General features: G+C 55.3%; 25 protein-coding genes. 6 read left to right on the top strand and 19 right to left on the bottom strand.

The features are described from left to right. Nucleotides 1–116 precede the first annotated feature (116 nt). Nucleotides 117–830 (top strand): vitamin K epoxide reductase family protein, encoded by a 714-nt coding sequence (locus AC1AY0_RS07425; RefSeq protein ID WP_476523646.1) that lies wholly within the window; start codon nt 117–119, stop codon nt 828–830. Between the two features lie 37 nt (nt 831–867). On the opposite strand, the gene dapF is transcribed toward AC1AY0_RS07425, so the two are convergent. Further along, nucleotides 868–1,761 carry a diaminopimelate epimerase gene (gene dapF / locus AC1AY0_RS07420; protein ID WP_476523648.1) on the bottom strand — a complete coding sequence of 298 codons (894 nt, stop codon included), beginning with the start codon at nt 1,759–1,761 and terminating at the stop codon, nt 868–870. 51 nt (nt 1,762–1,812) lie between these two features. On the opposite strand from dapF, the gene murI reads away from it, so the two are divergent. After that, nucleotides 1,813–2,607 (top strand): glutamate racemase, encoded by a 795-nt coding sequence (gene murI / locus AC1AY0_RS07415; protein ID WP_476523649.1) that lies wholly within the window; start codon nt 1,813–1,815, stop codon nt 2,605–2,607. Between the two features lie 111 nt (nt 2,608–2,718). Beyond that, a complete protein-coding gene (locus tag AC1AY0_RS07410; protein ID WP_476523650.1) occupies nt 2,719–3,567 on the top strand; it encodes a patatin family protein in 849 nt (282 codons plus the stop codon). A gap of 44 nt (nt 3,568–3,611) precedes the next feature. On the opposite strand, the gene AC1AY0_RS07405 is transcribed toward AC1AY0_RS07410, so the two are convergent. From AC1AY0_RS07405 to AC1AY0_RS07355, 11 genes are all read right to left on the bottom strand, one after another. After that, entirely contained in the window at nt 3,612–4,499 is an 888-nt protein-coding gene (locus AC1AY0_RS07405) for an SPFH domain-containing protein (RefSeq protein ID WP_476523824.1), read from the bottom strand. A gap of 222 nt (nt 4,500–4,721) precedes the next feature. Continuing rightward, nucleotides 4,722–5,384 carry an amino acid ABC transporter permease gene (locus tag AC1AY0_RS07400; RefSeq protein WP_476523652.1) on the bottom strand — a complete coding sequence of 221 codons (663 nt, stop codon included), beginning with the start codon at nt 5,382–5,384 and terminating at the stop codon, nt 4,722–4,724. Between the two features lie 89 nt (nt 5,385–5,473). After that, entirely contained in the window at nt 5,474–6,289 is an 816-nt protein-coding gene (locus AC1AY0_RS07395) for a transporter substrate-binding domain-containing protein (protein WP_476523653.1), read from the bottom strand. A 73-nt stretch (nt 6,290–6,362) separates the two neighbouring features. Further along, nucleotides 6,363–7,121, bottom strand: coding sequence for an amino acid ABC transporter ATP-binding protein (locus tag AC1AY0_RS07390; RefSeq protein WP_476523654.1), 759 nt, complete (start codon nt 7,119–7,121; stop codon nt 6,363–6,365). A gap of 156 nt (nt 7,122–7,277) precedes the next feature. Continuing rightward, a complete protein-coding gene (locus tag AC1AY0_RS07385) occupies nt 7,278–7,520 on the bottom strand; it encodes a mycoredoxin (RefSeq protein ID WP_476523656.1) in 243 nt (80 codons plus the stop codon). A 111-nt stretch (nt 7,521–7,631) separates the two neighbouring features. Next, nucleotides 7,632–8,942 (bottom strand): O-acetylhomoserine aminocarboxypropyltransferase/cysteine synthase family protein, encoded by a 1,311-nt coding sequence (locus AC1AY0_RS07380; RefSeq protein ID WP_476523658.1) that lies wholly within the window; start codon nt 8,940–8,942, stop codon nt 7,632–7,634. A 63-nt stretch (nt 8,943–9,005) separates the two neighbouring features. Continuing rightward, nucleotides 9,006–10,238, bottom strand: coding sequence for a trans-sulfuration enzyme family protein (locus tag AC1AY0_RS07375; RefSeq protein WP_476523659.1), 1,233 nt, complete (start codon nt 10,236–10,238; stop codon nt 9,006–9,008). Between the two features lie 137 nt (nt 10,239–10,375). Next, a complete protein-coding gene (locus tag AC1AY0_RS07370; RefSeq protein WP_476523660.1) occupies nt 10,376–11,281 on the bottom strand; it encodes a cysteine ABC transporter substrate-binding protein in 906 nt (301 codons plus the stop codon). 124 nt (nt 11,282–11,405) lie between these two features. Further along, entirely contained in the window at nt 11,406–12,260 is an 855-nt protein-coding gene (locus AC1AY0_RS07365; RefSeq protein ID WP_476523662.1) for an amino acid ABC transporter ATP-binding protein, read from the bottom strand. Next, nucleotides 12,253–12,927, bottom strand: coding sequence for an amino acid ABC transporter permease (locus AC1AY0_RS07360; RefSeq protein ID WP_476523663.1), 675 nt, complete (start codon nt 12,925–12,927; stop codon nt 12,253–12,255). The genes AC1AY0_RS07365 and AC1AY0_RS07360 overlap by 8 nt, the downstream gene beginning before the upstream one ends. Then, nucleotides 12,914–13,573: an amino acid ABC transporter permease gene (locus AC1AY0_RS07355; protein ID WP_476523664.1), complete on the bottom strand. Its 660-nt coding sequence runs from the start codon at nt 13,571–13,573 to the stop codon at nt 12,914–12,916. The genes AC1AY0_RS07360 and AC1AY0_RS07355 overlap by 14 nt, the downstream gene beginning before the upstream one ends. Nucleotides 13,574–13,785: 212 nt before the next feature. Between AC1AY0_RS07355 and AC1AY0_RS07350 the strand changes: the two genes are divergently transcribed. Beyond that, nucleotides 13,786–14,436 carry an alpha/beta hydrolase gene (locus AC1AY0_RS07350; protein ID WP_476523666.1) on the top strand — a complete coding sequence of 217 codons (651 nt, stop codon included), beginning with the start codon at nt 13,786–13,788 and terminating at the stop codon, nt 14,434–14,436. On the opposite strand, the gene AC1AY0_RS07345 is transcribed toward AC1AY0_RS07350, so the two are convergent. Further along, the gene (locus AC1AY0_RS07345) at nt 14,424–16,628 is read right to left on the bottom strand and encodes a GTP-binding protein (protein WP_476523667.1); all 2,205 of its coding nucleotides are present in this window, start codon (nt 16,626–16,628) and stop codon (nt 14,424–14,426) included. The two genes, AC1AY0_RS07350 and AC1AY0_RS07345, sit on opposite strands and share 13 nt — an antisense overlap. 257 nt (nt 16,629–16,885) lie before the next feature. Between AC1AY0_RS07345 and AC1AY0_RS07340 the strand changes: the two genes are divergently transcribed. Continuing rightward, entirely contained in the window at nt 16,886–18,253 is a 1,368-nt protein-coding gene (locus tag AC1AY0_RS07340; protein ID WP_476523669.1) for a hypothetical protein, read from the top strand. Between the two features lie 139 nt (nt 18,254–18,392). After that, entirely contained in the window at nt 18,393–19,097 is a 705-nt protein-coding gene (locus tag AC1AY0_RS07335; protein ID WP_476523670.1) for a 3'-5' exonuclease, read from the top strand. A 1-nt stretch (nt 19,098) separates the two neighbouring features. Here AC1AY0_RS07335 and gmk read toward each other — a convergent pair whose 3' ends face one another. From gmk to efp, 6 genes are all read right to left on the bottom strand, one after another. Next, nucleotides 19,099–19,689 carry a guanylate kinase gene (gmk, locus tag AC1AY0_RS07330; RefSeq protein WP_476523671.1) on the bottom strand — a complete coding sequence of 197 codons (591 nt, stop codon included), beginning with the start codon at nt 19,687–19,689 and terminating at the stop codon, nt 19,099–19,101. A gap of 102 nt (nt 19,690–19,791) precedes the next feature. Further along, nucleotides 19,792–20,730, bottom strand: coding sequence for an orotidine-5'-phosphate decarboxylase (gene pyrF, locus AC1AY0_RS07325; RefSeq protein WP_476523673.1), 939 nt, complete (start codon nt 20,728–20,730; stop codon nt 19,792–19,794). Further along, a complete protein-coding gene (gene carB / locus AC1AY0_RS07320; RefSeq protein WP_476523675.1) occupies nt 20,730–24,113 on the bottom strand; it encodes a carbamoyl-phosphate synthase large subunit in 3,384 nt (1,127 codons plus the stop codon). The genes pyrF and carB overlap by 1 nt, the downstream gene beginning before the upstream one ends. A 1-nt stretch (nt 24,114) precedes the next feature. Next, on the bottom strand, nt 24,115–25,323 hold the full coding sequence (gene carA, locus AC1AY0_RS07315; RefSeq protein WP_476523826.1) for a glutamine-hydrolyzing carbamoyl-phosphate synthase small subunit: 1,209 nt from the start codon (nt 25,321–25,323) through the stop codon (nt 24,115–24,117). A gap of 235 nt (nt 25,324–25,558) precedes the next feature. Next, nucleotides 25,559–26,074, bottom strand: a complete 516-nt coding sequence (nusB, locus tag AC1AY0_RS07310; protein ID WP_476523677.1) for a transcription antitermination factor NusB — start codon at nt 26,072–26,074, stop codon at nt 25,559–25,561. A 56-nt stretch (nt 26,075–26,130) separates the two neighbouring features. Then, nucleotides 26,131–26,694: an elongation factor P gene (efp, locus tag AC1AY0_RS07305; RefSeq protein ID WP_109057339.1), complete on the bottom strand. Its 564-nt coding sequence runs from the start codon at nt 26,692–26,694 to the stop codon at nt 26,131–26,133. Nucleotides 26,695–26,759: the final 65 nt, after the last annotated feature.

The raw sequence follows: 26,759 nt of genomic DNA, 5'->3' as shown, positions 1-26,759 counted from the left end.
CCACGATTGACGTGCATCATCCGCCTCTTTAGTACCTATTCACATACCGCTTTTCCCACAGCGGTACGGCGAGGGTCACAGCTAAGGTAGTGCACAATCACATCTGGAGGGGAATCATGACTCGCAACAGTAACGCCAAGCAAACCACCGAACAGACTCAGGCCACCGAAGAGCCAATGGAATCCATAGCACCGGCAACAGCGCTCACCGGCTGGCGTCATAGTGCCACGTGGACGTATCTGATTATGCTGATCGCCTCAGTGATTGCGCTGGGCACTTCATTCATTCTGTCTGCCGAGACGCTGCAATTGGCTCGGCATCCAGAGACGCAGCTTGGCTGTGATGTCAACGCCGTCATCTCCTGCACTACTGTGGCGCAATCCTGGCAGGCTGAAATCATCAAGTTCGGTGGGCTCAGCTATCCGAATGCATTCTTTGGCATTGCAGCCGAATCCGTATTCATTACCATTGCGGTGATTGGCTTGGCTCGCGTACGCGTGCCGCGATGGTTTGCCACTTGCACGTGGCTGGGCGGTTTGGCGGCACTCGCCTATTCGTATTGGCTCAGCACTCAATCATTGTTTGTGATTCATGCGCTTTGCCCTTGGTGCTTGACGCTGATGTTCTCCACCACTATTCAGTTCATGGCGTTGAGTCATGCGACGGTAGCCGTGCAAGAGCTGCCGAGCAGCAAGGCTACCGGTGAAGTGCCGGCTGGCTTGAACAAGTACTATCGACTCAACTTCGACTTGATGGTCGACGTGCTGTGGATTGTGGCTATTGTGGCGCTGATTGTAGTCACCGAAGGCGCAGCACTGTTTGCAGCGTAAGTTTTGGCTCCCCTCCGGGAGGGGAGCCTAGATACTGCTACAGCAGGGTGATATCGGCTACGAGCGTGGCGGCACCCGTGAGCTTCACATCGTCATCGGTGATGTCGACACGCAGCGTGCCACCGCGCACAGTAATATCCCAGTGATCAATACCGGTTTTGGCACGAAGCACAATGCCGGTGGCGCACAATCCAGTGCCGCACGACAGCGTCTCGCCACAACCGCGTTCGTTCACACGCATAGTGGCCTCACCGGTGCCGGCATTCTCATCGATATCATCGATACGCACGAATTCCACGTTTTGGTCAGATTCAATCTCAGGCGTAACCACCGGCTTGGTAACCAGATCAAGATCTTCAACCACCGGCAGTGAAGCGAACGCATCCTCGATAACCGCCACCACATGCGGATTGCCCATATCCACGAACGTGCCACGAGCCGAACCTTCAGTGCCGGGAATCGTCACCTCATAGGCGTCAATCTCACCAATCTTCCAAGCACCCATTTCCACTTGGAACACGTCCGCACCATACGGCTTCATATTGCCCTTAGGCGTCAGAATCTTTACGCCTGCACGCGTGCCGAGACGGAACGGCTCGGTGGAATCCGCCACACCTTCTCGCTGGGCGAACAAGGTGATGGCACGCGTACCATTGCCGCACATTTCAGCCAGCGAGCCGTCAGCATTGCGATAATCCATAAACCATCGCGCACCGCCTGCAAGCATCTGCGCGATCTGCTCATCGTTCAAATCAGAGACGGAATCGGGGCGGGTCAAACGAATCAAACCATCGGCGCCAATACCGAAATGGCGGTCGCAAAGGAATCGAACTTCCTCTGCGGTAGGTTCAAACTTGCCGGAGCGGTCCAGGTAGACCACGAAATCGTTGCCGGTGCCATGCGCTTTGGTTACTTGTTTCGGAAGGCTCATGCCTTGTAAGAGTACTCTAGTAATCGACACAATGACAGGAAGGATTCAGGCATGAGTTCGTCGGCTCCAATTGGCGTGTTCGATTCCGGTCTTGGCGGCATTTCCGTAGCACGGCAAATCGCCAAAGATATGCCGGCCGAGCATGTGCTGTATTTCGGCGATTCAGCTAACGCACCTTATGGCACGAAAACACCCGAGCAGGTGAAAGCGCTGAGTTTTGCCATCGTGGAGCGGTTCGTCAACCAAGGCGTTAAGGCTGTGGTGATTGCTTGCAATACCGCCACTTCCGCAGCCGTGAACGATTTGCGCGAACAGTATGACATTCCGATTATCGGTATGGAACCGGCGTTGAAGGTGGCTTGCGATCGAGGAGATGTGCCATCCGACCCGCATCATATTCCTCAGCGCGTAATCGTCGCCGCTACTCCCCTGACGCTGCGCGAACAAAAATTCGCCAAACTCATGGAGCGATTCGACTCGGATAATGAGATTTACAAGGAGCCGTGCCCTGATCTGGTGGAAATCGTGGAGTCCGGCCAGCTGGACAATCATGACCTCGTGATGAGCACCTTGCACCGGTATTTCGATCAATATGATTTGAACCGTATTGATTCAGTGGTGCTTGGTTGCACGCATTTCGTGTTCTACAGGGATTACTTCCGTGAACTGTTGCCCGAACGTGCGGCCATTATCGACGGCAATGAGGGTACTGTGCGCCATTTGGGCGTGGTATTGGAATCACTGGGCAAGCTGGCACCTGAAGGTGCCGTTGGCGGAGTTGAGCTAGCGAATTCCGACCCGTCTGAGCGCATCGCACAGCTTTCGCACGAGCTGCTCAATCGATAGCAATACTCAACGCGCAGCTATTCCTACACATCGGGCTGTATTGACTATCCCCTTGTTCAATAAACGCGCGTAAGCTCAGAACCAGCTTGGGTTTAAGAAGGGAACATTCGAATGACGTACAAAACAGCAATGATTGATGTTGGCGGCGGCTTCCGCGCGATTTTCGGCTGCGGTGTGATGGATCGCATGCTGGAAGACGGTATTGATGTGGACATGTGCTACGGCGTTTCCGCCGGCGCCGCCAATATGACGTCATTTATCGCACGTCAGCATGGCCGCAACCACAAGTTCTATACGAAGTACGCGTTCCGTAAGGAATATGCCAGCGCGGAAAGCTTCTTCAAGAACCATAACTTTGCGAATCTGGACTATATTTATGGCACGTTAAGCAACCACGATGGTGAGTATCCGGTGGATTTTGACGCATTTGAGGCGAATCCTACCGGTTTTACGGTGGTGGCTTGCAACGCTGAGGATGGTTCTGCGAAGTATTTCGATAAGTCCCGTATTCGTTTTGATGATTTTGATATTGTCAAGGCTTCATCTGCCGTGCCGGTGGCCTGCGAACCATATGTGGTTGATGGCGTACCGTATTTCGATGGCGGCATTGCCGATCCGGTACCGGTGCAAAAAGCGTTGGATGACGGATACGAGCGTGTGATTCTGATTCTTTCGCGTCTGCGCGATGAGGTGCGCCAGCAGCGTAAGGATTTGCCGCCTGCCCGTATTTTGGAGCGCACGTATCCGGCTGCCGCCGAACGGTTACGTGAACGGTATAAGACGTATAACGATGAAATCGAGTTGGCGAAGCGTTATGAAGCCGAAGGCAAAGTGCTGATTCTGGCTCCGGAAGATTTGTACGGGCTCAATACGTTGAAGAAGAACTTCGAAGGCCTGGAAATGATGTATCGCAAGGGCTACGCTGCCGCTGAGGCGATTCCAGAGTTTTTGGCCCGATAGACCTTTTGGCTCCCCTTGTTCAGAGGGGAGCCAAAAGGGGCGTGTTACTTGGTTTCTGAGGCGGTGAGCATGGCCTTGGTGACCTGCTCGTAGAGGTCCTGGTAGCCGCCAGGAGTGGAAGCAGGCAGCACCACGGTCTTCGCGTTGTTGGATTCAGACAGCGAGCGCATCACGTCGAGGTACTGGTTGAACAGCACCACGTTGTTCACATCGTTGATGTTCATGCCCACGGCCTGCAGGCTCTTGATCTGGTCAACAATACCGTTGGCGATTTCACGGCGGTAATTGGCCTGACCTTCACCCTGCAGACGAGTCTTCTCTGCGTCAGCAGCAGCCTGAGTTTCAATCTGAATACGCTGGGCTTCAGCACGCTGGCGAGTGGCTTCCTTCTCACGCTGAGCAGCGTTGATGGAGTCCATGGCGTTCTTGACCTGCGGGCTCGGATCGATAGCGGTAATCAGGGTCTTGACCACGGTAAATCCGAAACGGCTCATCTCGTTGCCCACGGTCTTCTGCACGTCGAAGGCCACATCATCCTTGCGAGCGAAAGCATCATCCAAGCTCAGAGCCGGAATAGCGGAACGCAATGCATCCTCCATGTAGCTGCGGAGCTGACCGGCCGGATCGCGCAACTCGTAGTATGCGGTGGCAACATCATTCGGATTCACACGGAACTGCGTGGAAGCCACCACGGTGACGAACACGTTATCCAACGTCTTGGTTTCCAACTGCACATTGAGCTGGTTGACTCGCATATTGGTTTTCATCGCAATGCGGTCGACGAACGGAATACGAATATGGATACCGGCAAACTGCACTTTCTGGAATTTACCGAATCGTTCGATGATATATGCCTGTTGCTGCGGCACTACGAAAATAGCCGCGAACAGCAGCAGGATAACAATAATGAGCAGAATCAGCAGCAATAGCATAGTTCCTCCCAACAGAGCTGCGACGGTAGCCATTGAAGTCCCCCTTTCAAGGGCCAAGCGCGGCATGTCATTATGCCGCGGCTTACGAGTCCCATGCTACCAGTGCACAGCATCGCATTGATAGCCCCTTTCAGACGAGTCCACGCAAAGTCTGAAAGAATTCAGCCTGCATTCATTACAAAAAAGGCGTCTTCCATAAGGAAGACGCCTGCACTATCACATTTAGAAATGTTCGTTAAGTTTCTTTTCGCAGTAGTCTTGCAACCATCCCAGCAGTGTGCAGAACACCAGATAAATAAGACCGACTTCGATGTACAGCACAAGCGGCTCATAGTAAATGGCCACAATGCGCTGTGCGGTCATGAACATTTCCACCACCGTAATATTGGCGGCCAGCGACGTGTCCTTCACCAATGCGATGAAGGAATTGAACAGTGCCGGGAATGCTGAGCGGAATGCCTGCGGCAGGATAATACGCCGCATAATCGTCACATACGGCATATTCGCTGCAAGACCGGCCTCAAGCTGGCCCTTAGGCACAGCCAGAATAGCGCCGCGCAAAGTTTCGGCAGCATAAGCGCCCACGTTCAGCGAGAATGCAATCACGGCGGAAGGCAGAGCCGGAATCGTAATGCCAATCGACGGCAGACCGAAGAAGATGACGAACAATTGCACCAGCAGAGGCGTGCCGCGGAATACCCAAATGTAGAACCAGGCAATCTGAGATGCCACCGGTACTTTTGCCACACGAACCAGTGCCACCACAATCGCCAGCAGCAGACCAATGGCAAAGGAAATCAGTGTCAGCGGAATGGTAACGGTAATACCGGGGATCAGTAGTTTAGTAAAGGAATCGACGACTATTCCCCATACTCGCGCATCCATGAAGTCATCCTTTGTTGGTTGGTGTTCATCAATCGGCTCCTCTTACTGTTCAGGTAAGAGGAGCCGTCCAGGCTCAAAAGCCTGATTCATCACTCCTGAGAGAAGTCCTCGCCGAAGTACTTCTCGGAAATCTTGGTCAGCGTGCCATCCTTCTGCAGCTTGGTGATGGCATCATTGACGGCCTTGACCAGGTCATCGCTACCCTTGCGGAACGGCAGGTAGGCGGCCGGAGTCTTCTCGCTCTTGGCGGCGATCTTGATATCCGCGTCAGGCTTTTGCTTCAGGTAATCCAGTGCAGCCAGACCGTCGTTCAGCGACACGTCAGCGCGGCCGGAAGTGATGGCGTCGACCTGCTGGCCGAAGTCATTGACCTGAACAATCGTGGCACCCTTCTCCTGAGCGGTCTTGTTCCAGTTGGAGGTACCGGTTTCAGCAGCGCGCAGACCTTTGACATCATCAAAGGACGTGACGTTCTTCGGGTTCTCCTTGGTGGTGATCACCACGCCATACGAATAGGTGTACGGTTCAGAGAAGTCGTACTTGGCCTTACGCTCATCGGTGGCGGAAATCTGATCGGCAACCGTGTCATACTTCTTGGCGTCCACACCGGCGAGCAGGGAGTCGAAGCTACCCTCAGCGAACTCAGCCTTGACGCCAACTTCCTTGGCGATGGCCTTGGCTACTTCAACGTCGTAACCGGTCAGCTCGTTGGTTTTGGAATCGTGGTAGCTGAACGGCGCGTACGTACCTTCCGTGGCGAACACGATCTTGCCGGCCTGCTTGACCTGCTCCAGAGCGCTGGCATTGGAAGAAGCGGAGGCGGAGCCGCAGGCAGCTACCGAAAGCAGCACGGCTACACCGGAAAGCAAAGCAACAGCCTTGCGAATAACGTGATTCTGAGACATGACAAACCCCTCTCTTGATATTGTCATCAATGGTTGAATCAACAAACCTTGATAAAGAAAAACACAGCTCCCGCTATCGAGATGCGGGAATCATGAGCACATTATTAGTAGACGACAGGAATTCCGCAGTACGCTCCTCGCGTGGATGCTCGAAAATCTGCTTGGGATCGCCCTGTTCAATCACATGACCGCCTTCAATGAACACCACATGATTTGACGCCTCATATGCGAAACGCATTTCATGGGTGACCATCAGCATGGTCATGCCATCCTTGCCGAGCTGCTTAATCACCTCAAGCACACCGGTCACCATCTCAGGATCCAATGCCGAAGTCGGCTCATCAAGCACCAGCAGCTCCGGATTCATGGCAACCGCGCGGGCGATGCCAACACGCTGCTGCTGACCGCCGGACAAGGTGCTCGGGAAGCGATCCTGATAATCAGCCAGACCCACTCGGTCAAGCTGCTCAGCGGCAATCTTGCGCGCCTCAGCAGGCTTCAGCCCCTTGGCATAAATCAGCGGTTCGGCCACATTCTCCAGTGCATTCTTGTTCAAAAACAGGTTGTAGTTTTGGAACACGAACCCGATTTTGGAACGCACTTTACGAATATCGGCGGCCTTGGTAGTGGTCAAATCAACTGGACCGTCGCCGAAATCCACCGTGCCAGTATCAGCATGCTCGAGAAAATCCAGAATGCGCAGCAATGTGGATTTGCCTGAACCTGAAGGCCCGATAACCGTAACCACATTCTGGCGCGGAATGTCAAGGTCAAGCCCATCCAGCACTGTGGTGCCTTCAAAGCTTTTGCTTACATTCCTGATCTGAATCATCCCAAAACTCCTGCAAATTCCATCGCGCAACGGAACCCTTCCGTTGTCTACTCAGCCAACCTAGCCCCGCTCACCTCAATTCGCGGCGGCGTTGCTATATCTGTTGTCTATGAAAGGCTATTGAACCAAACAAATGCAGACTTGGTGCAAGCCTGATTACAGGCTCAGTTCGCCAACCTTGTTCTTGATATCCACTGCGGAAGGCTCCACTTGGAAGCTACCATCCGGGTACAGCACCACTGGAATATGCTGCTGACCGCTGATGGCCACAGCGCGATCAGCTGCACCTTCCTCGGTTTCGATATTGTGCCAGTTGTATTCGGCGCCAAGTTCCTCAAGCGTGCGCTTAGCCTGCTTGCAATCACCACACCACGTTGCGCCATAGACTTCAATAGCCATGATGAATCCTCCTCTTATGAATTCCAAACCCTTAAAACGTCACCTAAGAATAACAGCACGGATTTTTCTCAGGACGAACAATCGAACTGTGGACTGCGAATCATTGATTGCCTAGTATGCATTGGCAATCGCCTGGTCAAGATCTGCAATAAGATCGTTGACGTCTTCCAAACCAATGGATAGGCGAATTAGATTATCGCTGACTCCGGCACGGATGCGCGCTTCGACGGGAACCTCACGATGCGTAATATGCGCGGGGTCTACGATAAGCGAGCGCGCGTCGCCAATATTGGGCACGTAAGAGAACAGCTTGGTGCCATCGATAATGCGGCGCACATTGTCTGCGCTGCCATCCACTAGGAATGAAAGAATCTGGCCAACGCCGCGCGGGAAATACTTTCCCACAAGCTCATACTGAGGCGTATATCCCAGTCCTGAATAGTTGACTTTCATCACATGCGCAGCACGGCTTAAATGTTCAGCAATGCGTTGTGCCGAGGCCACTTGCTGGCTCACACGCTGCGGTAATGTTTCCAGTCCAATCAATGATAGATATGCATTGAACGGGCTAGCTACCGCGCCAAATGTGCGCAAATATTTGATACGAATACGTTTGATGAAGGCAGCTTTGCCGAACTTTTCCGCAAAACTGTGCCATTCGTTAGTACGGTCATCGCTGATGACCTGCTGCTGTGCAGTGAACTGTGGGAACCGGCCGTTGGCCCAGTCGAAAGTACCGCCGTCGATGATGGCACCGCCAATCGCATTGCCGTGACCGGTGATGCCTTTGGTGGTGGAATGCACCACGATATCCGCGCCAAATTCGATTGGCCGCAGCAAGTACGGCGTAGGTACCGTATTATCGACGATCAACGCAATACCATGGCGGTGAGCCAACTGTGCGAGCGGCTCGATATCCAAGAGTTCCGTGGACGGGTTTGCTACAGTTTCAGCAAAAATGGCTCGCGTCTCCGGACCGATATGCGATTCCACTTCAGCCAAATCATTAATGTTGCTGACGAAATCGGCATGAATGCCGAATTGCGGCAGGAAATCGCCGAGCGCGTCAACGCTTGCTCCATACAGATTGCTGGGCGCGATGACTCTTCCGCCGCCTTCGCCCGCGCACATCAGGGCGTAGCTTACGGCTGCCATACCCGAGCCGAGCGCTACAGCTCCAATGCCACCTTCCAGAGCTGCCAGACGCTTTTCGAGCACGTCAACAGTGGGGTTGGCTACACGTGAATATTCAAATCCGTCGATAAGGCCGCCGGCAAGAGCGTCGCCTCGTACCGCATTCTCCAAGTCGAATGCGGCGGAAGCGTAGATAGGAGGTACCACCGCATGACCGTAGTCTGCGGGAGCATACCCTGCATGAATCGCTCGTGTGGCAAACTCGCCATTCGCGGACGTAAAACTCATATGTCTGTCAACCCCAATTCATGAACGCGGTGACCTGGCAGAACACCGGCAGGTTATATCACGTTAGGCGAATGCTTCTTCCGTCAGCTGCGCGAACACGTCAGAATCGGCATGACGATCGAGGTACCGTTCATACGCAATGTCAAACGCCTGGCCAAGGTCTTCGATCAGATCGGCGGCATCTTCAATACCGAGGGAGAGGCGAACCAGTTCGTCGGTGATGCCGACCTTCAGGCGCTCCTCACGAGGCAGTTCGAAATGCGTCATGCGACATGGCAATTCGGCCAATGATTCAACGGCTCCGAGGGAGACTGCCAAGCGGAAGATATGCAGATTATTGAGCACATCCGCTGGATCCACGCCGGGCACCACTTCAAAGCTCAGCACACCGCCTGCACCCTTCAAACCCTTGGAGGCAAGACGCTGATCACCAGCGCCAGGAAGACCTGGGTAATGCACACATTTCACCAGCGGGTGAGCAAGCAGGTAGCGGCCTACAGCGAGGGCGTTCTCCTGCTGACGGTCCATGCGCAGCGCCAAAGTCTGAATGCCACGGCGCACTGCATCGCATTCGGCAGGTGCCAGAATGCCGCCCAAACGGTTCTGCGCGAAGTAGATGCGGTTGGCAAGGTCCTCGCCGGAAGCCACAACAAGACCAGCATTGACATCGGAATGGCCGGCCAGATATTTGGTGGCGGAGTGAATCACCACGTCCACACCGAGAGCGAGCGGCTTCTGCAGGTATGGGGTCACAAATGTGTTATCCACGATGGTCAATGCGCCAAAACGATGAGCCACAGCGGAAATACCACGTACATCGTTGACTTTGAGCAGCGGATTGGTAATCGTTTCAAAGTAGACGGCTTGTGCTGGCGCGATGCCGTTCGCGGAATCGCCCTGGACTGCTTCAGTCAGAGCGGTCAAGTCTTGGGTATCAACAGTAGTGATCTTCAGACCCCAGCGGGTGAAAAATTCATTGAACTGCGAGTAGGAACCGCCGTAAATATTGTCGCCCACCACAATGCGGTCGCCCGGCTTGAATATGGAGAGAACGGCGTGAATCGCAGCAAGGCCAGAAGCGAAAGCGAATCCGCGCGTGCCTTCTTCGAGCTGTGCGATCTGCTGCTCAAGAAAATCACGGGTCGGATTGCCGCTGCGCGCGTAATCGTAGCGGGGCATCGCGTCGACCCTCTCGAAGGCATATGTCGTGGAGTTGTAGATCGGCGGGTTCACGGCTCCGGTGTTGTTATCGCCAACCGGCAGTCCATGAACGAGCTGAGTGTTGAACCTGGTCATTGCGCACCCCCTTTGAGTTGCTTGGAAGAAGCCATTTGCGCGGAGACCTTCTCCGTGCGGCCCAATTGCGACGATAACGCAAAACGCCGGCGCTTTGGCCGGCGTTGTTATATGCGTTGGTTATGGAAGGCTATGTGTCAGATCTTGCCAGACTCAACCACGATTTCGTCAGGGTTGACTTCGTCGCCGTAGACCGGTTCCAGGGTCTGCTCATAATCCTTGTGGAAGAAGTTTTCTTCGCCGAGCTTGACGATTTCCTCGTTGACGAAGTCGAGCAGTTCGGTGTTGCCCTTCTGCACAGCCGGAGCGATGGTGTCGTCATCGCCCAAGTGAGTGATGCCCACCTTGAAGCCCTTGTTGGCCTTAGCCCATGCGAGCACCTCAGTGTTGTCGGTGGAGAAAGCGTCACCGCGGCCGTCGAGCAGAGCATTGTAGGCATCAGCGTACTGGTCGTACTTCTGCAGCTTGACGTTCGGCGCATTCTTCTCGAACCAGGTTTCAGCGGTGGTGCCCTTGGCGATAATCAGGGTCTTGCCGTCCAGCTGGCTCACATCGGTAATTTCAGCATTCTCCGGAGAGACAACGCCCAGTGCCACCTTCATGTACGGCTTGGCGAAATCAACCTTCTGAGCACGCTCATCGGTCACCGTGAAGTTGGCCAGCACCAAATCCACCTTGTTGGAGGTGAGCACATCCACGCGAGCTGCAGGATCAACGGACGTGTACTCAGGCTCTACGCCAAGATCCTTGGCCAGACGTTCGGCGAAGACCACGTCGTACCCCTGGTACTTGCCGTCCTGATCCACATAGCCGAACGGAGCCTTGTCGGAGAACACGGCGATCTTGATCTTGCCGCTCTTCTTAATCTCATCCAGGCTGCGAGCCTTGGCGTTTGCGCTGGTGCTGGAGGAGCCGGAATCGGAGGATGCGGCATCGCTCGGCGTGCCTGCGGACGGGCCGCAAGCGGCCACGGATACAGCCATCAGCAGGGCTGCTCCAGTAGCGATGATGGTTTTGAGGGTTGCTCCTGCCTTGATAGTCATGGGGATATTCCTCTCTCTTCTCTAGGGTGACTATTCGGGTTGGATTATTGGTTATTCATTGGTTGTTAAGTTATAAGCGTGTGCCTGAGCGCCCCACTCCAGCCGGTGGAATGGATGGGATGGTTTACTCGAATTCGAACGTGTGCAGGAACTGCTGCGCGCGTTCAGTTTGCGGATGGGCGAAGAACGCGTGTGCGTCATGCGATTCCTCCACAATGTGCCCGCCGTCCAGCAGAATCACATGGTCGGCGATGGCGCGTGCGAACTGCATTTCGTGAGTCACAATCAGCATGGTCTGCCCGGCTTTGGCCAATTCGAGTACCACGTCCAACACTTCGCGCACCATTTCCGGATCGAGTGCGGCAGTGATCTCATCCAGCAGCAGTACTTCCGGGTGGAGGATAAGCGCGCGGCAGATGGCAACGCGCTGGCGTTGACCACCGGAAAGCTCATGCGGCCAAGCGTCCTTACGATCCGCCAATCCCACGCGTTCCAGCAGTTTCAGCGCTTCTGCTTCAACTTCCGCCTTGTCACGCTTTTGTACGAGTACCGGTGCCATGGTGATGTTGCCGAGCACGGTTTTGTTCGGGAACAAGTCATAGCTTTGGAACACCATGCCAATGCGAGTGCGCAGCTCACTGGAGCGATTGGAGCGGCCGGCTTTCTCAGTGCCCGGCTTGCCCTCGTCAATCACCTTTTCGTTAATGGAAATAGTGCCGCCCTGAATCGGCTCAAGACCTGCGATGGTGCGCAATAGCGTTGATTTGCCGGAACCGGAAGGTCCAAGCACCACCAGCACTGTGCCATGCTCCACTTTGAAGGAAATATCGTTAAGCACAGGCTTGTCTGCATTCGCATACTGCTTGACCAAATGCTTGACTTCGAAGCCTTTGCAATCGGATACAGCAGACGGACCGGAAGTCTCGAATGCTGCGATCGCTTCGGAATTCGCTGTGTTTGGCTGGTTCTGTTCAGTCATGCGACCACCTCTTTTCCAGACGGCGGGCCACGATGGACAGCGGCCAGCACACAATGAAGTACATGAAGAAAATTGCCCCGTAAATCCACAAGGTTCCAGTGGGGAACTGGAATCGGTTGGCGTCGATAATCTGCTGACCAACCTTGATTACCTCGACCACGCCAAGCAGCACAGCCAACGATGTGGTTTTCACAATGCGCGTAGCCAGGTTCACGCTGGCCGGCAGCAGTCGGCGTACAGCCTGCGGCAGAATCACACGGGAGAACGTCTGCCAAGGGCTCAATCCAAGCACATAGCTGGACTCATATTGCGCCTTGGGAATCGACTGCAATGCGCCACGTACCAGATCGCCCAGTTCAGCGCCGCCCCAGAGAATAAATACGAGCACGCACGCACCAGTAGCGTCCAAGTTCCAGTCGAACCAGCGAGCGAAACCGTAGTATGCGAGGAACAGCAGGGCCAATTGCGGCATGATGCGGATGAAATCAAGGTAAATGCGCATAATCGCACGCACTACCGGATTTTTCAATGTCATCAGCCAGCCGACCAGCAAGCCTACAGGAATCGAAACGCCCACCGATACGCCGGCAATCCAGACCGTAACCCACAAACCTTGCAACAGTCGAGGGAAGACGCCCGGTTGGAGGAGAATTTCAGCGCCGTGCATAATCGAACCTCCTCTCCAGCCAGGTGCCGAAGATGGAAATCGGCAGCAGAATCACCAGATACGCCACAATCAGCATGAACAGGGATTCATAGGTGCTGTAATACATGCCGATCAGATCCTTGGCCATGTACATCACATCGGCGAGCGCGATGGCGGAAACCACGCTGGATTCCTTGAACAGGAAGATCACATTGGCCACAAGTCCAGGCACTGCGGTGGAAATAGCTTGCGGCAATACCACTCGAGTGATGGATTGCAACGGAGTCAGCCCAAGCACGTATGCGGTTTCGCGTTGCACATTCGGCACGGATTCCAATCCGCCGCGCATTGCTTCAGCCATGTAGGAGCCGCCGAGGAATCCCAGGCCGACGATGGCGCAGGTTTCCGCAGACCAGACCACGCCCAGCTTGGGCAGGCCGAAGTACAGGAAGTACAACTGCACCAGTAATGGGGTGTTACGGCTTAGTTCGATGTACACGCGCACAATCTGCCGGGCCACTGGAATACGGGCGATCTCCACGCCGGCGCAAACTAGGCCCACTGCGATGGCAAGCAGAATGCCGAACACCGAAATGAATATGGTCATTAGGGTGCCGTTGACGAAGAAAGGTGCATAACGTTGCACGAACGACCAGTCAAACGCCATAACTGCACCCCTTCCTCTTCAGCTCTTTCATATCGTTGATTCTCATCTCTCATTTGCACAGATACGATTTGGGGGCCAAACGATTCCCGTTGCAGCCCCCGCTGGTAATCGTAAAGTATTTGAACGGCCAACAATACCGTTTGGTTATAGAGGTTGCTTATAGGGTCTTATGGATGTAGCACGAACGATAAGGCTACTAGACTATGGGAAGTATGAAGATCACTAAGGCATTGACCCGTTTGAAGGGTGCTGAAACCGCTCCTGTATTTCTGCTGCTACATGGTTGGGGTTCCAATGAATATGATTTGCCTGATTTATTGAACTATTGCGGTGCAAGTTCCGCTGATTATGCCAGTTTGCAGGCACCTATCGCGTACGGCATGGGATACACATGGTTTGGTTCGTGGGCGCATGAAGGCGTGCCGGAGGGAGATTCCCTCACCAAGCAGGCATTGGAAGCTGCTGAGGCCATCGACGACTGGGTGGCTGACAATATTCCGGCCAACCGCCCTGTGGTGACGATGGGATTCTCACAAGGCGGCCTGCTGGCTTGCCATATGCTGCGTTTCAACCCTGAACGCTATGCGGCTGCAGTGTCGTGTTCCGGATGGCTGGCACCCGGCACCATGCCCGGAGATGCCGAACTGAAGTCGTTGCAGCGCCCGGTGTTCTATGGCCATGGCGCCATCGACGATATTTTCCCAGCTGCCGAGGTAAAAGCCATGAGTAATTTCTGGGCTGAGCACAGCAAGTTGACCGAGCAGATTTACCCGGGTATGGCGCATTCCATCAATATGCCGGAAATGCGTGATATTCAGCGTTTTCTGGAGACGAACGGATTCGTGCGGCCTCAGATTTGGTAGGCGTAGTCGAGGTGCTTGAATTCGGGCACTTTGTACCATTTGACTGGGTAGCCGGCACCGTGAGCGCAGAAGACCGAATCAGGGGTGTTATCCAAATCTGATTCCGGATCGTAATGAGCTTCACGAATCACTTGGTCTTCGTTATGGCAGGGATAGTAACCGCCGAAAGTCGCGGAGAATCGGCCACGGCCATGCGTGTATTGGCTGACTTCCATCGCATAATCGCGCATTTCGGAAACCGGAGCGGAACCGGTGATTGTCGCATACTCGCCGTCATCGGCTGGTGAATCGAAAGTTCCAGCCATGCGCTGAATATCACTCATGGCACGACCAATCATCTCGCTGGGCACTTCCAACCTGAATTGATACCACGGTTCCAGAATGCGGCAATTCCCCGGCCCGCTTGTATCAGGGCGCTCATCTACCGGCGTTTGCGGGCAGCCGCTGACTCCGGCGTGCGCTTCCATCAATCCCTGACGAATCGCACGATAGGTGGCTTGGCGGAAATCACCGCCCTCCGTATGTTTCAAATGCGCCTTGCCGGCCACCAAAGTCATCTTGATATCAGTTAACGGAGCTCCAATCAACGCACCCAAATGCTCTCGTTCAGTCAAATGAGTGAGAATCAACCGCTGCCAATTGCGGTCCAAATCATTTTCAGACAGTGCCGAAGCAACGCTCACGCCACTACCGGGCTTCCCTGGCTCCAGCAGAATATGCGCCTCGGCATAATGGCGAAGCGGCTCGAAATGGCCAACGCCTTCAATCGGAGCCGTGATGGTTTCACGGTACAGAATCGATCCAGAGCCGAACGACACATCTAATCCGAATCGTTCAGCCAATGTTTGCTGAATGATTTCCAGTTGCACAGCGCCCATCAACTGCACATGGATTTCCTGAAGACGCTCCACCCAAACCACATGCAGTAAAGGATCTTCATCCTCAAGTTCTCGCAATGCTGCGAGCACCTTATGCAAGGTCAGATCATCGAACTTTGGCCGCGCCACTGGTTCTGCAGATGATTCTTCCCGAGCATCAGTAGATTCCGTATCAGTATTTTCGGAAGAACTACTGCTGTGCTCCCCCGCCGCTCCAGTGCTCGAGACTGATGGTTTGACTACTTCCTCAGCGCCAGCCGGCAACACTGTGTAGGTCAGGACCGGCTGTAATTCAGGCGCCTCGGCATCAGATTGTGAGCCAAGCCCCGCTCCTGGGAAGGTGTTCGTCAATCCGGTGACCGCGCATACTCCTCCAGCGGGTACCTCAGTCACAGTCTCGAATTTGGCACCGTTATACACACGTACCTGGTCGATTTTCTCCTGCCATCGTGCGGCATCCGAATCCTCAGTTGCACCAGCACTATTGCCGCTCACCATCTCTTTGGCTTTCAGTACGCCTCCGGTTACATGCAACCACGTCATACGATTGTGCTGATTATCGTGCGCGATTTTAAACACCTGAGCGCCGAACGCATCCGGCCAAACGCGTTCACGAGTGAACAGCTCCATACCATCGAGGAATTCTTCCACACCTTCGAGTTTCAACGCCGAGCCGAAATACACTGGGAAAAGCTCACGGGATTGAATCATCTGGCTGACGCGATCAATCGTCAGCTCACCCTGCTCGAGATAATCATTCATCGCCTGCTCATCAAGCGTGGCAATATCCTCAGCATCATCGCCAAAGTCCACAATGTTTGCACTGGTGCCGGAATCAGCCATCTGAGGGAAGGGGAACAATGCGTCACTCAAGCGTTTGCGCAACTGAGTCAGTATTGACTCACGATCGAATCCTGCAGCATCACATTTATTCACAAAAATGAACGTGGGCACATGGTACCGGGCCAGCAAACGCCACAATGTTTCCGTATGCCCTTGCACACCATCAGTACCGGATACCACCAAAATCGCATAATCCAGCACATTCAAAACACGTTCGGTTTCAGCGGCAAAATCCACGTGACCAGGAGTGTCCAGCAGCGTGAGCTTCAGATCGCCGTGCTCCACCAGCGCCTGATGCGCAAAAATAGTGATGCCGCGGGCCTTTTCCAATGCATTCGTATCCAGAAAAGCATCGCCATGATCCACGCGGCCAAGTTTGCGAATCTCACCGGTGCGGTACAGCAATGCCTCAGATAATGTGGTTTTCCCAGCATCCACATGAGCCACAATGCCCGCCACGATTCGCTTCATGTTCCCTGCTTTCCGCCTTGGTTCTGCTTGCCGCATCAACCACACCAATATATCTGAGGTACGTATATCTGAATTACGCCAGAGCACCGACCGTACTTTCAATCAATTGTTTGCATGCATGCCATGCACTGTTTCGCTGAATCGCCTGCTGCCCTCTCTGAAAGCATGCTGAACGGTGATAGTCTGTGTGTACATATCCGCCTATAAGGGGTTTTCAAGTTGGGTTAGGCCGGATATTGAGAGAAAGGACTCTGTTCATGAGCGACGAACACACCAATGACGATGTATCTCAAAACAATGGGCAAATACCATTTGACCAACCGCCTGCTTCACCAGCTTCCGCAACGCCATCCAATGCTGAACAACCATTCGCACTGAATCCACAATCCCCCGCGCAGCCGCTGACCGGCCAAACGCAGCCGATTCCTCCGCAATGGCAGCAGCCTGCCGCATATCAGCCTGTTCAGGGGCAACCTCACCAAGGGCAGCCGGCAGCTCCATGGCAACAGCAGCAAGCGCCATGGGCACAACCTGCGCCTAGTGGGCAACCGCAACAGTATCCTCAATATCAGCCAGTTCAGGGGCAATTCGGCCAGCCTGGACAGCCCGGCCAACCGAATCAGGGACAGCCTAGTCAACCCAATCAGCCTTATCAGGGTCAACCTGGTCAGCCAAATCCTGGCCAAAATATCCCAGCATGGCAGCAGCCAATGCCAGCCCGCCCGGGTGCACCTGTGCCTCCCGGCCATCCGATGCCTGGATATCCGCAGCAGCCGGGCGCTCCAGCACCGAAGAAGAAGTTCTCGCAAAAGGCACTGATTGGCATTATTCTTGGCGCTATTGCCGCCGTTGTCGTCATAGTGCTTCTTGTGGTGTTCGTAGTGAAGCCTGGCTCGCTGACCCAAGATGATTACATTGCCGCGCATAAGCAGACCAGCGAAATGTATACCAAGTACAGCAAAGTTTCCTCCAGCTTGGTTGAGGCTATGTCTACCGCGTACAGTTCCACTTCGCAATTCACCAAGGATGATGCGGCAAAAGTCAAAACCAAGGTGAAGGAATTCGATGATGCGAACGCGCAGTTCTCGCAATCGAAGGTGTATCAGAAAGATGAGAACGTCAAGAAAACATTCGATAAGTATCAGACCAAGGCTAAGAAATTCTCTACATGGGCGAATAATCTTGCCGATACTGCTGTGCCAATGAGCGAAGCGTCCAAGGCTTGCGACAATGCACCGACTGCTTCACTGTACGATAGCGATTTCTACAGCTCATACGACACATATATTTCTGACTGCACAGCCGCTCTCGATAAGCTTGCGGATTCCAAGGTCAGCGGCATTCCGGAATACGCCAAGTCTCTGAAGGATTATTTGACTTCTGTGAGCGATATTCTTCAGCAGATGAAGGCGCTGGGAGATCCGAACAATATCGAATACGGCACTGATGCCTATACCAAGATGAGCGACCTCATCGATAAGTATTACGAGGTGAAGTTCCCGTATGATGCTTCAACCGATCTGAGCGATAAGTTCAGGAGTGAGGAGGAGAGTTCGGACCCATCACAGGAACTGAACGATCTGACTGATCTATTGCAGAACACGATTACGGAACAACTCAAGTAATTGATTCACGCCAAGACCCCGCTAGCGTGTGGCTACTCTGATGCATCAGACCACACCGGCGGGGTCTTGCCATATCCGTTCCGCTACAATAGCCATTCGAGTCATGCGCGAAAGCATGCGAAGAATACGAGGAGCAAACGTGACATATTCCGGCATTTCCGTTTTCGGCAGGCCTTCCCCACTCGATGCCCAGCAAGGTGCAACAATCGAGCTGGATGCGTTAGGTTTTCCTCGTGACTATGTGACGCTTGATTTGGAAACCACTGGGTTTTACCCGAATCGTTGTGCGATTACGGAAATCGGTGCGGTTCGCGTGCGCGATGGGCATATTGTGGATCAGTTCCAGGAACTGGTGAATCCGTTGCGCCCGATTCCACGGCAGATTACCGCGCTGACCGGTATCAATGATGCGATGGTCGCAGATCTTGACCCCATTGATGGTGTGCTGCCGCGATTTATCAACTGGTTGGCCAAGCCGCAATCAGATTCCTTTGAAGAGCCTATTGTGGGCCATAATGTCAGTTTCGACTTGCGTTTCCTCGACTACAACACACGGCATATTGTCGGCGTGCCTTTTGCCTGCACGGATTATGACACGATGCAAATCAGCCGTGTGCTGTTCCCCGCACACAAGCATCATCGCTTGGCTGATCTTATCGTGCGATTCGGGATTGCCGATAATGAGGAGCATCGCGCTCTCAGCGATGCCATCCAGACGCAAGAATGTTTGGAATGGATGCACCAGTACACTGCAGAGCATTGCGAAGCCGATGCCATTGATTGGCGTTCGGTGCCGGCGAAAACCAGCACCGAAATCTTCCATCAGCAACTGGTGCTTCGCTGATTTACAAACCGTATTCCTTGGCGATAATCTCCCAGAGATCTTCCGCAGCCTGATCGACCGTATTATTGACGATGGTGACATCGAATTCGCTTTCGGCGGCCAATTCCACCTTGGCGGTTTCCAGACGGCGAGCCTGCTGCTCCGGAGTTTCGGTACCGCGGCCAATCAAGCGGCGCTTAAGCTCTTCAAAGCTTGGCGGTGCGATGAATACGTACACGACTTCAAGGCTGAGCTCGGCGGCGCGCTGCTTGACACGACGTGCGCCCTGCAAATCAATCTCAAGAATTGTGGGCACACCTTGGGCCAGGTGCTCTTCCACCGGCTTCAGCAGGGTGCCGTAATGTGCCATGCCATGCACCACTGCGGTTTCAAGGAACTCCCCTGCCTGTTCCTTGGCCAGGAATTCTTCTTCACTGAGGAACCAGTAATTCACACCATTGACTTCACCCGGGCGCGGCTGACGCGTCGTGGCGGATACTGACACCCATACCTCCGGGTGGTCGGCACGCAACTTGGCTTCGACAGTGCCTTTGCCGACTGCAGTCGGGCCGGTCAGAACAATAAGACGGCCGGCAGGTGTGTGTTCAGTCATGGTTCCTCCTGTAGAAATAATGAAATATCGGCACACTCGATGCGTATGCCGATATCTGCCGATATTTCATTGCGTGCTGTATATGTCAGTCACGCGAACGAATTACTTGGTTGTTTTGGAGTCTTCAGTTGCCGTGCCTTCAGCAGTGGCCTCCATCAAAGCCTGACGAACATCAAGCGCGATGGATTCAGTGGCCTGGCTCAAGGCTGCGATATCAGGACCGTGGGATGCGATGAAGCGGGACACCGTCACCAGCACATTGCCGCGCGTTCCCTTGAACACCGTCTTCAAATCCTTGGCTTCGGCACCCTGCCAGCCATAACCAGGAGAAAGAATCGGACCGGTGAACTTAGAGGGATCCACACCGGAATCCTGCATCCACTGACCGATAGTGGCACCAATAATCAGGCCCACGGAGCCCATGCCTTCAATGCCTGCATTGTGCTTCTGTGCGGTGGAGGCAATACCGTATGCCACGGTACGGCCCTTGTACTCACCGCTTTGGCGGATGGCGGTCTGCAGGCTCATGCCTTCAGGGTTTGAGGTCAGGGATGCCACGAACACGCCGCGTCCGTTCTCCAAGGCCTCGGAAATAAGGCCGTTCAATGAACGGGCGCCATAGTACGGCAGCAGTGTGATGGCATCGGCCAGCATTGGTGCGCCTGGCTTGAAGTAGGCGTCTGCGATGGCGGAAATCGTGGTGGACAAACCACCATGCAGGCAGTCCACAATGGTGATAACGCCCATCTGGCGGGCTGCATACAGCACACGCTCGAGCGCTTCGAATCCCTTGGATCCGTAACGCTCGAACATGGATGATTGGAATTTGACGGCTGCAGCCCGGCCATTGGCGGCCTGCAGCATACGCATCGAGAAAAGTTCTGCGCCTTCAGCGTCGACGTTGTATCCCCAGTCGGTGAGGAGCTTTCGGTGTGGATCGATGCCCACGCATAGTGGTCCATACTTGGCCATTGAGTTGCTCAATCGTAAACCAAAGTCGGAACGCTGAGCCTTCAGCTCCTCGCCGCTAGAAATAACCATCAGAACTCCTGTCTCTCCAATTCGAACAGCTGCTTCGAATGATCCTGGATGCTCATGATCTGGTAATCATTATGCTTCACGGCCTCGATGGCGAGCAGTGCTGCCTGGAATTCCGTCACCGTAGTGAACTGCGGCAAATCGGCGGCAATAGCGGCCGCACGAATGGAATAACCATCAGAACGGGAGCCTCGAGAGTTCGGCGTGTTGAGAATCATGTCGATCTTGCCGTCCTCGATGAGCTGTACCACGTTCTTGCCCACGGAACCTTCAGCATGATGCACAACCACCGGTGCTTCCGGATCGGAATCCATGCGCGTGCTGATCTTGTCCACGATGTTGGAGTCGATGCCGTAGCGGCGCAGCACGGAGGCAGTGCCTTCGGTGGCCCAGATCTTGAAGCCGAGTTCCACCAGACGTACGGCGAGCAGCGGCAGCTGACGCTTGTCGGTATCGTTCACGGAGATGAACACGTTGCCGGAGGTCGGCAGACCGCCGTCGTATGCGGCGAGCTGGCTCTTGGCGAAGGCGTGCGGGAAGTCACGGTCGAAGCCCATAACCTCACCAGTGGAACGCATCTCAGGTCCGAGCAGAATATCCACGGTCTTGCCAACCGGGGTGCGGAAGCGCTTGAACGGCATCACGGATTCCTTGACTGCCACCTGCTGGCCGCGGTGCATCACACCGCCGTCACCCTTGGGCAGCAGCAGACCGTTCTTGCGCTGGTCGGCAATGGTTTCGCCGGCCATAATGCGGGCGGCGGCCTTGGCCAGTGCCACACCGGTGGCCTTGGATGCGAACGGCACAGTACGGGAAGCGCGCGGGTTGGCTTCGATCACGTACAGCGTGTTGGCCATGAAGGCGTACTGCACGTTGATCAGGCCCTGCACATGGCAGCCCTTGGCGATGGCGTAGGTGCCTTCGCGCAGTCGACGAATCTGATCATCGGACAGCGTGGACGGAGGCAGGGTGCAGGCAGCGTCACCGGAGTGCACGCCAGCTTCCTCGACGTGTTCCATAATGCCGCCGATGTACAGTTCTTCGCCGTCGAACAGCGCGTCAACGTCGATTTCGATAGCGTCCTGGAGGAACTTATCGATGAGCAGCGGGGAAGGCAGACGGCCGGAGACCACGGTATCGGCCTTGGCTTCAGCCAGTGCACGGTCGACGTACTTGGTGAGCTGCTTATCGTCGTAGACGATTTCCATGCCGCGGCCGCCGAGCACGTAGCTCGGGCGCACGAGCACCGGGTAGCCAATGCGGTGGGCAGCATCCATGGCCTCTTCAAGGCTCAGAGCAGTGCCGTAACGCGGAGCGTTCATCTCCGCCTTCTTCAGCACTTCGCCGAAAAGCTCACGGTTTTCAGCCAAGTCGATGGATTCCGGCGTGGTGCCGAGAATCGGTACGCCTGCGGCCTTCAGACGAGCGGCGAGAGACAGCGGGGTCTGGCCGCCGAGCTGCACGATAACGCCCTTGACCGGGCCCATCTTCTTCTCGGCCTCATAGATTTCGAGCACGTCTTCGAAGGTGAGCGGCTCGAAGTAGAGGCGATCGGACATGTCGTAATCGGTGGACACGGTTTCCGGGTTGCAGTTGACCATGATCGTGTCATAGTCCTTGCCGAGCTCCTGCACGGCGTGCACGCAGGTGTAATCGAACTCGATACCCTGGCCGATACGGTTCGGACCGGAGCCGAGGATGATCACGGCTTCGCGCTCACGCGGGCGAAGTTCGGTCTCGTCGGCATAGCAGGAGTAGTAGTACGGCGTGACGGCATCGAACTCGGCAGCGCAGGTATCCACGGTCTTGTACACCGGGCGAATGCCATAGTTCCAACGCAACTCGCGAATAATGTTTTCACCCTCATCGCCGAGACCACGCAGGTGGGCGATCTGCACGTCGGACAGGCCTGCGATCTTGGCCTTCTTGAGCAGCTTCGGAGTCAGGGTTTCCGCAGCGCGAACGGTCATGGCCATGTCGTTGATCAGCGTGATCTGCTTCAGGAACCACGGATCAATCTTGGTGGCTGCGTACAGCTGCTCCACGGTGGCACCACCCCAGATGGCGCGCATAAGCTGCAGATAGCGATGTTCGGTCGGCACATGCACCTTTTCGAGCAGTTCGGCGACTTCTTCGGCGGAAGGCTTCTCGCCATCCCAGTTGAAGCCCATGTGGCGCTTGTCGATGGAGCGCATAGCCTTGCCGAGAGACTCCTGGAAGTTGCCGGCCAGAGCCATGGCTTCGCCCACGGACTTCATCGAAGTGGTCAGGGTCGGGTCAGCGCCCGGGAACTTCTCGAAAGCGAAACGCGGCACCTTGGTGACCACGTAGTCGATGGTCGGCTCGAAGGAGGCCGGCGTGGACTGGGTGATGTCGTTGCGAATCTCATCCAGCGTGTAGCCGAGGGCCAGCTTGGTGGCGATCTTCGCGATCGGGAAGCCGGTGGCCTTGGAAGCCAGTGCGGAAGAGCGGGAAACGCGCGGGTTCATCTCGATAACGATGATGCGGCCCGTATCCGGATGAATAGCGAACTGGATGTTGCAGCCGCCGGTATCCACACCCACACCGCGGATGATGGCAATGCCGATATCACGCAGCTTCTGGTATTCACGGTCGGTCAGGGTGAAGCAGGGAGCCACGGTAATGGAGTCACCGGTGTGCACGCCCACCGGGTCAACGTTTTCAATCGGGCAGACGACCACGACGTTGTCGTTGCGGTCGCGCATGAGCTCGAGCTCGAATTCCTTCCAGCCTTCGATGCCCTCTTCGATCAGGACCTCGTCGGTCGGAGAATAGTGGATACCAGCACCAGCGATGCGGTGCAGTTCCTCTTCGTCATGGGCGATGCCGGAACCCAGACCACCCATGGTGAAGCTCGGGCGCACCACCAGCGGGTAGCCGAGTTCTTCAGCGATACGATCGCATTCCTCAAGGCTGTGAGCGATGCGGGAACGTGCGGATTCGGCACCAGCCTCATCCACAACCTTCTTGAAGAGCTCACGATCCTCACCGCGGTCAATGGCTTCCAGAGAAGCACCAATGAGTTCGACGTTGTACTTCTTGAGCACGCCGGCCTCACCCAATGCCATAGCCGCGTTCAGTGCGGTCTGGCCACCCAGGGTGGGCAGCAGGGCGTCCGGACGTTCCTTGGCAATGATCTGCTCAAGAATCGGGGTGGCAATAGGCTCGATGTAGGTGGCGTCTGCCATCTCGGGGTCGGTCATGATGGTGGCCGGGTTCGAGTTGACGAGGATAACGCGAATGCCTTCCTCGCGAAGAACGCGGCATGCCTGGGTGCCCGAGTAATCGAACTCCGCAGCCTGACCAATCACGATCGGGCCGGAGCCGATGACCATCACGGATTTGATGTCGGTGCGCTTCGGCATATCACTTACCTTCCTTGATGTTGGCGCGAGCATCGCGCGGATTGTTCTTCATAAGTTCGCAGAAACGGTCGAACAGGTAGGCCGCATCGTGCGGGCCTGCGGCCGCCTCCGGGTGGTACTGCACGGAGAATGCGGGGATATCCACGCACTGCAGGCCTTCAACCACGTCATCGTTCAAATCGATGTGGGAAACGAACACCTTGCCGTACTTGCCGTTCTCGAACGGAGCGTCCACGGTCTTGCCAATCGGGGCGTCCACTGCGAAGCCGTGGTTGTGGGCGGTGACTTCCACCTTGCCGGTGGTTACGTCCTTGACCGGCTGGTTGATGCCGCGGTGGCCGAACTTGAGCTTGTACGTGCCGAAGCCGAGGGAACGGCCCAGCAGCTGGTTACCGAAGCAGATGCCGAAGAACGGGTATCCGGCGTCCAGTACCTTGCGCAGCAGTTCGATTTCCGGACCGGCCTGCTCCGGGTCGCCCGGGCCGTTGGAGAAGAAGACACCATCCGGGTTCAAGGCTTCAATCTGCTCGAACGTGGTGGTGGAGGGCACCACATGTACGCGGCAGCCACGTTCGGCCATACGATGCGGGGTCATACCCTTAATGCCAAGATCCACGGCAGCCACGGTGTACAGCGGTTCCTTGCCTTCGAAGTCGCCGCACGGCTCGATGGTGTACATCTCCTTGGTGGAGACTTCGTCGTACAGGCTCAGGCCCTGCATTTGCGGGGTGGCCTTCACGTCGTCGAGCAGGCTGTCGATATCACGCAGCTTGCCGTTCTCCGGGTTAAGCAGAGCCTCACCGGAGAAGATGCCGGCGCGCATCACGCCTGCAGAACGCAGGTGACGTACCAGCTTACGAGTGTCGATGTGGCTCAGCGAAACGATGCCATTCTGCTTCAGATCATCATCCAGGCTGCCTTCAGCACGCCAGTTGCTCACGTTCGGAGAAGGGTCACGCACCACATAGCCGGCAACCCAGATGCGAGAAGACTCAGGGTCTTCGCTGTTCACACCGGTATCGCCGATGTGCGGGAAGGTCTGCACTACGATCTGGCGATCGTAGCTCGGATCGGTGAGCGTCTCCTGGTATCCGGTCATACCGGTGGCGAAGACGATCTCACCGGTCGTCTTGCCCAGGGCGCCATACGGCTCTCCCACATACACCTGTCCGTCTTCCAAAACGAGGACTGCATCGTCCTTGTCATACATCGGAATAGCGATGGTTCCGGACTCGTTCTGGCTCACCAAAACCCCCTTATGCTGTTTCGGGTATTCGTACCAAGGTTAACGGCCAGCTAAGACTCACACGCCGCTTGACGTGAATGCGGTTGTGAGCTGCGCCCTGCTGGCTAGGGCAACCGGTTAGTTCCGGCTTAAAGCGTTGCGGCATTATGCCGCCCGCCCATGAAAAAGCCTCCCCAATGGGGAGGCTTCAATCAAATAACTATTCTTCCGTCTGCTGATCTTCAACGGACGGAGCTGCGGAATCATCGGCATTATCGGAATCAGAATCATCAGATTCATCCTCGCCGGTTTCTTCCTGCGAATCAGTCGGCTCAGCATCCTTTGCGTTGCACACGGCGGAGAGCAGACCGTGGATGAATGACGGAGCATCGTCATCGCACAAAATCTTGGCCAAAGCCAAGGCCTCATCGATGGCTACCTTATCCGGCACCTCATCATTAAACAGAATCTCCCACGTGGCGATACGCAGAATGTTGCGATCAACCACGCCCATGCGTCGAACCTTCCAACCCGTGGAGCAATCATCCAGGGTGTGGTCAATCTGACGACGATGTTCGGCAACGCCACGAACAATCTCAATGGCGTAGTCGGGAAGCGGAGTCTGGGCGCCCGGGTGGGCGATGCGCTCGTCGAGCAGAGACAGGATATCCTGGCTCTTTTCATCTGCCTCATACAGGGTGTTCAGAGCCCTCTTGCGCGCGGTGGAACGTGCCATACTGCTGCTAATCCTCCAATAAGTACCGTGTTATCGGGAAGAATAGTTCTCGAGAATCAGTTCTCGCGGCCGGTGTAGGAGCCGTCTTCGGTGTTGATCTTGACGCGGTCGCCCTCGTTGATGAACAGCGGCACCTGAATCTCAGCGCCGGTCTCAACGGTGGCCGGCTTGGTGCCAGCGTTGGAGCGGTTGCCCTGCAGGCCCGGCTCGGTGTGGGTGATGGTCAGGACCACGGAGCCCGGCAGATCAACGTTCAGCGGGGTGCCGTCGTGGAAGGAAACCAGGCAGTCGGTGCCTTCGAGCAGGAACTTGGCCTTGTCGCCCACGAGGGACTTCGGAACCATGATCTGGTCGTAGGTGGTCATGTCCATGAACACGAAGTTGTCGCCATCCTCGTAGGAGTACTGGAGGGTGCGGTTGTCGACGGTCTCGAATTCCATCTTCATGCCAGCGTTGAAGGTCTTGTCAACGATCTTGCCGGAGAGCACGTTCTTGATGGTGGTGCGCACGAAGGCGGGGCCCTTGCCCGGCTTGACGTGCTGGAACTTCATGACGGTCCACAGCTGGCCGTCCAGGTTCAGGACGGAACCGTTCTTGATGTCATTGGTAGTCTGTGCCACGTTATTCACCTGTTTTCAAATCAAACTTCTAGGGCAATGCCCAAAAATTGCCTTGGTTATTATGC

This window comes from Bifidobacterium sp. LH_416, from assembly GCF_056357055.1.
This window is presented reverse-complemented; position numbering and strand designations above follow the sequence as displayed.

Coding starts and splice junctions, on each gene's coding strand:
- AC1AY0_RS07390 (WP_476523654.1), bottom strand. CDS start 7,121: ATGATTCAGATCAGGAATGTAAGCAAAAGCTTTGAAGGCACCACAGTG.
- carB (WP_476523675.1), bottom strand. CDS start 24,113: ATGCCGAAGCGCACCGACATCAAATCCGTGATGGTCATCGGCTCCGGC.
- AC1AY0_RS07365 (WP_476523662.1), bottom strand. CDS start 12,260: ATGACTGAACAGAACCAGCCAAACACAGCGAATTCCGAAGCGATCGCA.
- AC1AY0_RS07380 (WP_476523658.1), bottom strand. CDS start 8,942: ATGAGTTTTACGTCCGCGAATGGCGAGTTTGCCACACGAGCGATTCAT.
- AC1AY0_RS07340 (WP_476523669.1), top strand. CDS start 16,886: ATGAGCGACGAACACACCAATGACGATGTATCTCAAAACAATGGGCAA.
- AC1AY0_RS07395 (WP_476523653.1), bottom strand. CDS start 6,289: ATGTCTCAGAATCACGTTATTCGCAAGGCTGTTGCTTTGCTTTCCGGT.
- AC1AY0_RS07370 (WP_476523660.1), bottom strand. CDS start 11,281: ATGACTATCAAGGCAGGAGCAACCCTCAAAACCATCATCGCTACTGGA.
- AC1AY0_RS07410 (WP_476523650.1), top strand. CDS start 2,719: ATGACGTACAAAACAGCAATGATTGATGTTGGCGGCGGCTTCCGCGCG.
- AC1AY0_RS07360 (WP_476523663.1), bottom strand. CDS start 12,927: ATGCACGGCGCTGAAATTCTCCTCCAACCGGGCGTCTTCCCTCGACTG.
- AC1AY0_RS07350 (WP_476523666.1), top strand. CDS start 13,786: ATGAAGATCACTAAGGCATTGACCCGTTTGAAGGGTGCTGAAACCGCT.
- AC1AY0_RS07400 (WP_476523652.1), bottom strand. CDS start 5,384: ATGGATGCGCGAGTATGGGGAATAGTCGTCGATTCCTTTACTAAACTA.
- gmk (WP_476523671.1), bottom strand. CDS start 19,689: ATGACTGAACACACACCTGCCGGCCGTCTTATTGTTCTGACCGGCCCG.
- nusB (WP_476523677.1), bottom strand. CDS start 26,074: ATGGCACGTTCCACCGCGCGCAAGAGGGCTCTGAACACCCTGTATGAG.
- pyrF (WP_476523673.1), bottom strand. CDS start 20,730: ATGGTTATTTCTAGCGGCGAGGAGCTGAAGGCTCAGCGTTCCGACTTT.
- AC1AY0_RS07405 (WP_476523824.1), bottom strand. CDS start 4,499: ATGCTATTGCTGCTGATTCTGCTCATTATTGTTATCCTGCTGCTGTTC.
- AC1AY0_RS07425 (WP_476523646.1), top strand. CDS start 117: ATGACTCGCAACAGTAACGCCAAGCAAACCACCGAACAGACTCAGGCC.
- AC1AY0_RS07345 (WP_476523667.1), bottom strand. CDS start 16,628: ATGAAGCGAATCGTGGCGGGCATTGTGGCTCATGTGGATGCTGGGAAA.
- AC1AY0_RS07385 (WP_476523656.1), bottom strand. CDS start 7,520: ATGGCTATTGAAGTCTATGGCGCAACGTGGTGTGGTGATTGCAAGCAG.
- AC1AY0_RS07355 (WP_476523664.1), bottom strand. CDS start 13,573: ATGGCGTTTGACTGGTCGTTCGTGCAACGTTATGCACCTTTCTTCGTC.
- carA (WP_476523826.1), bottom strand. CDS start 25,323: ATGTATGACAAGGACGATGCAGTCCTCGTTTTGGAAGACGGACAGGTG.
- dapF (WP_476523648.1), bottom strand. CDS start 1,761: ATGAGCCTTCCGAAACAAGTAACCAAAGCGCATGGCACCGGCAACGAT.
- murI (WP_476523649.1), top strand. CDS start 1,813: ATGAGTTCGTCGGCTCCAATTGGCGTGTTCGATTCCGGTCTTGGCGGC.
- AC1AY0_RS07375 (WP_476523659.1), bottom strand. CDS start 10,238: ATGACCAGGTTCAACACTCAGCTCGTTCATGGACTGCCGGTTGGCGAT.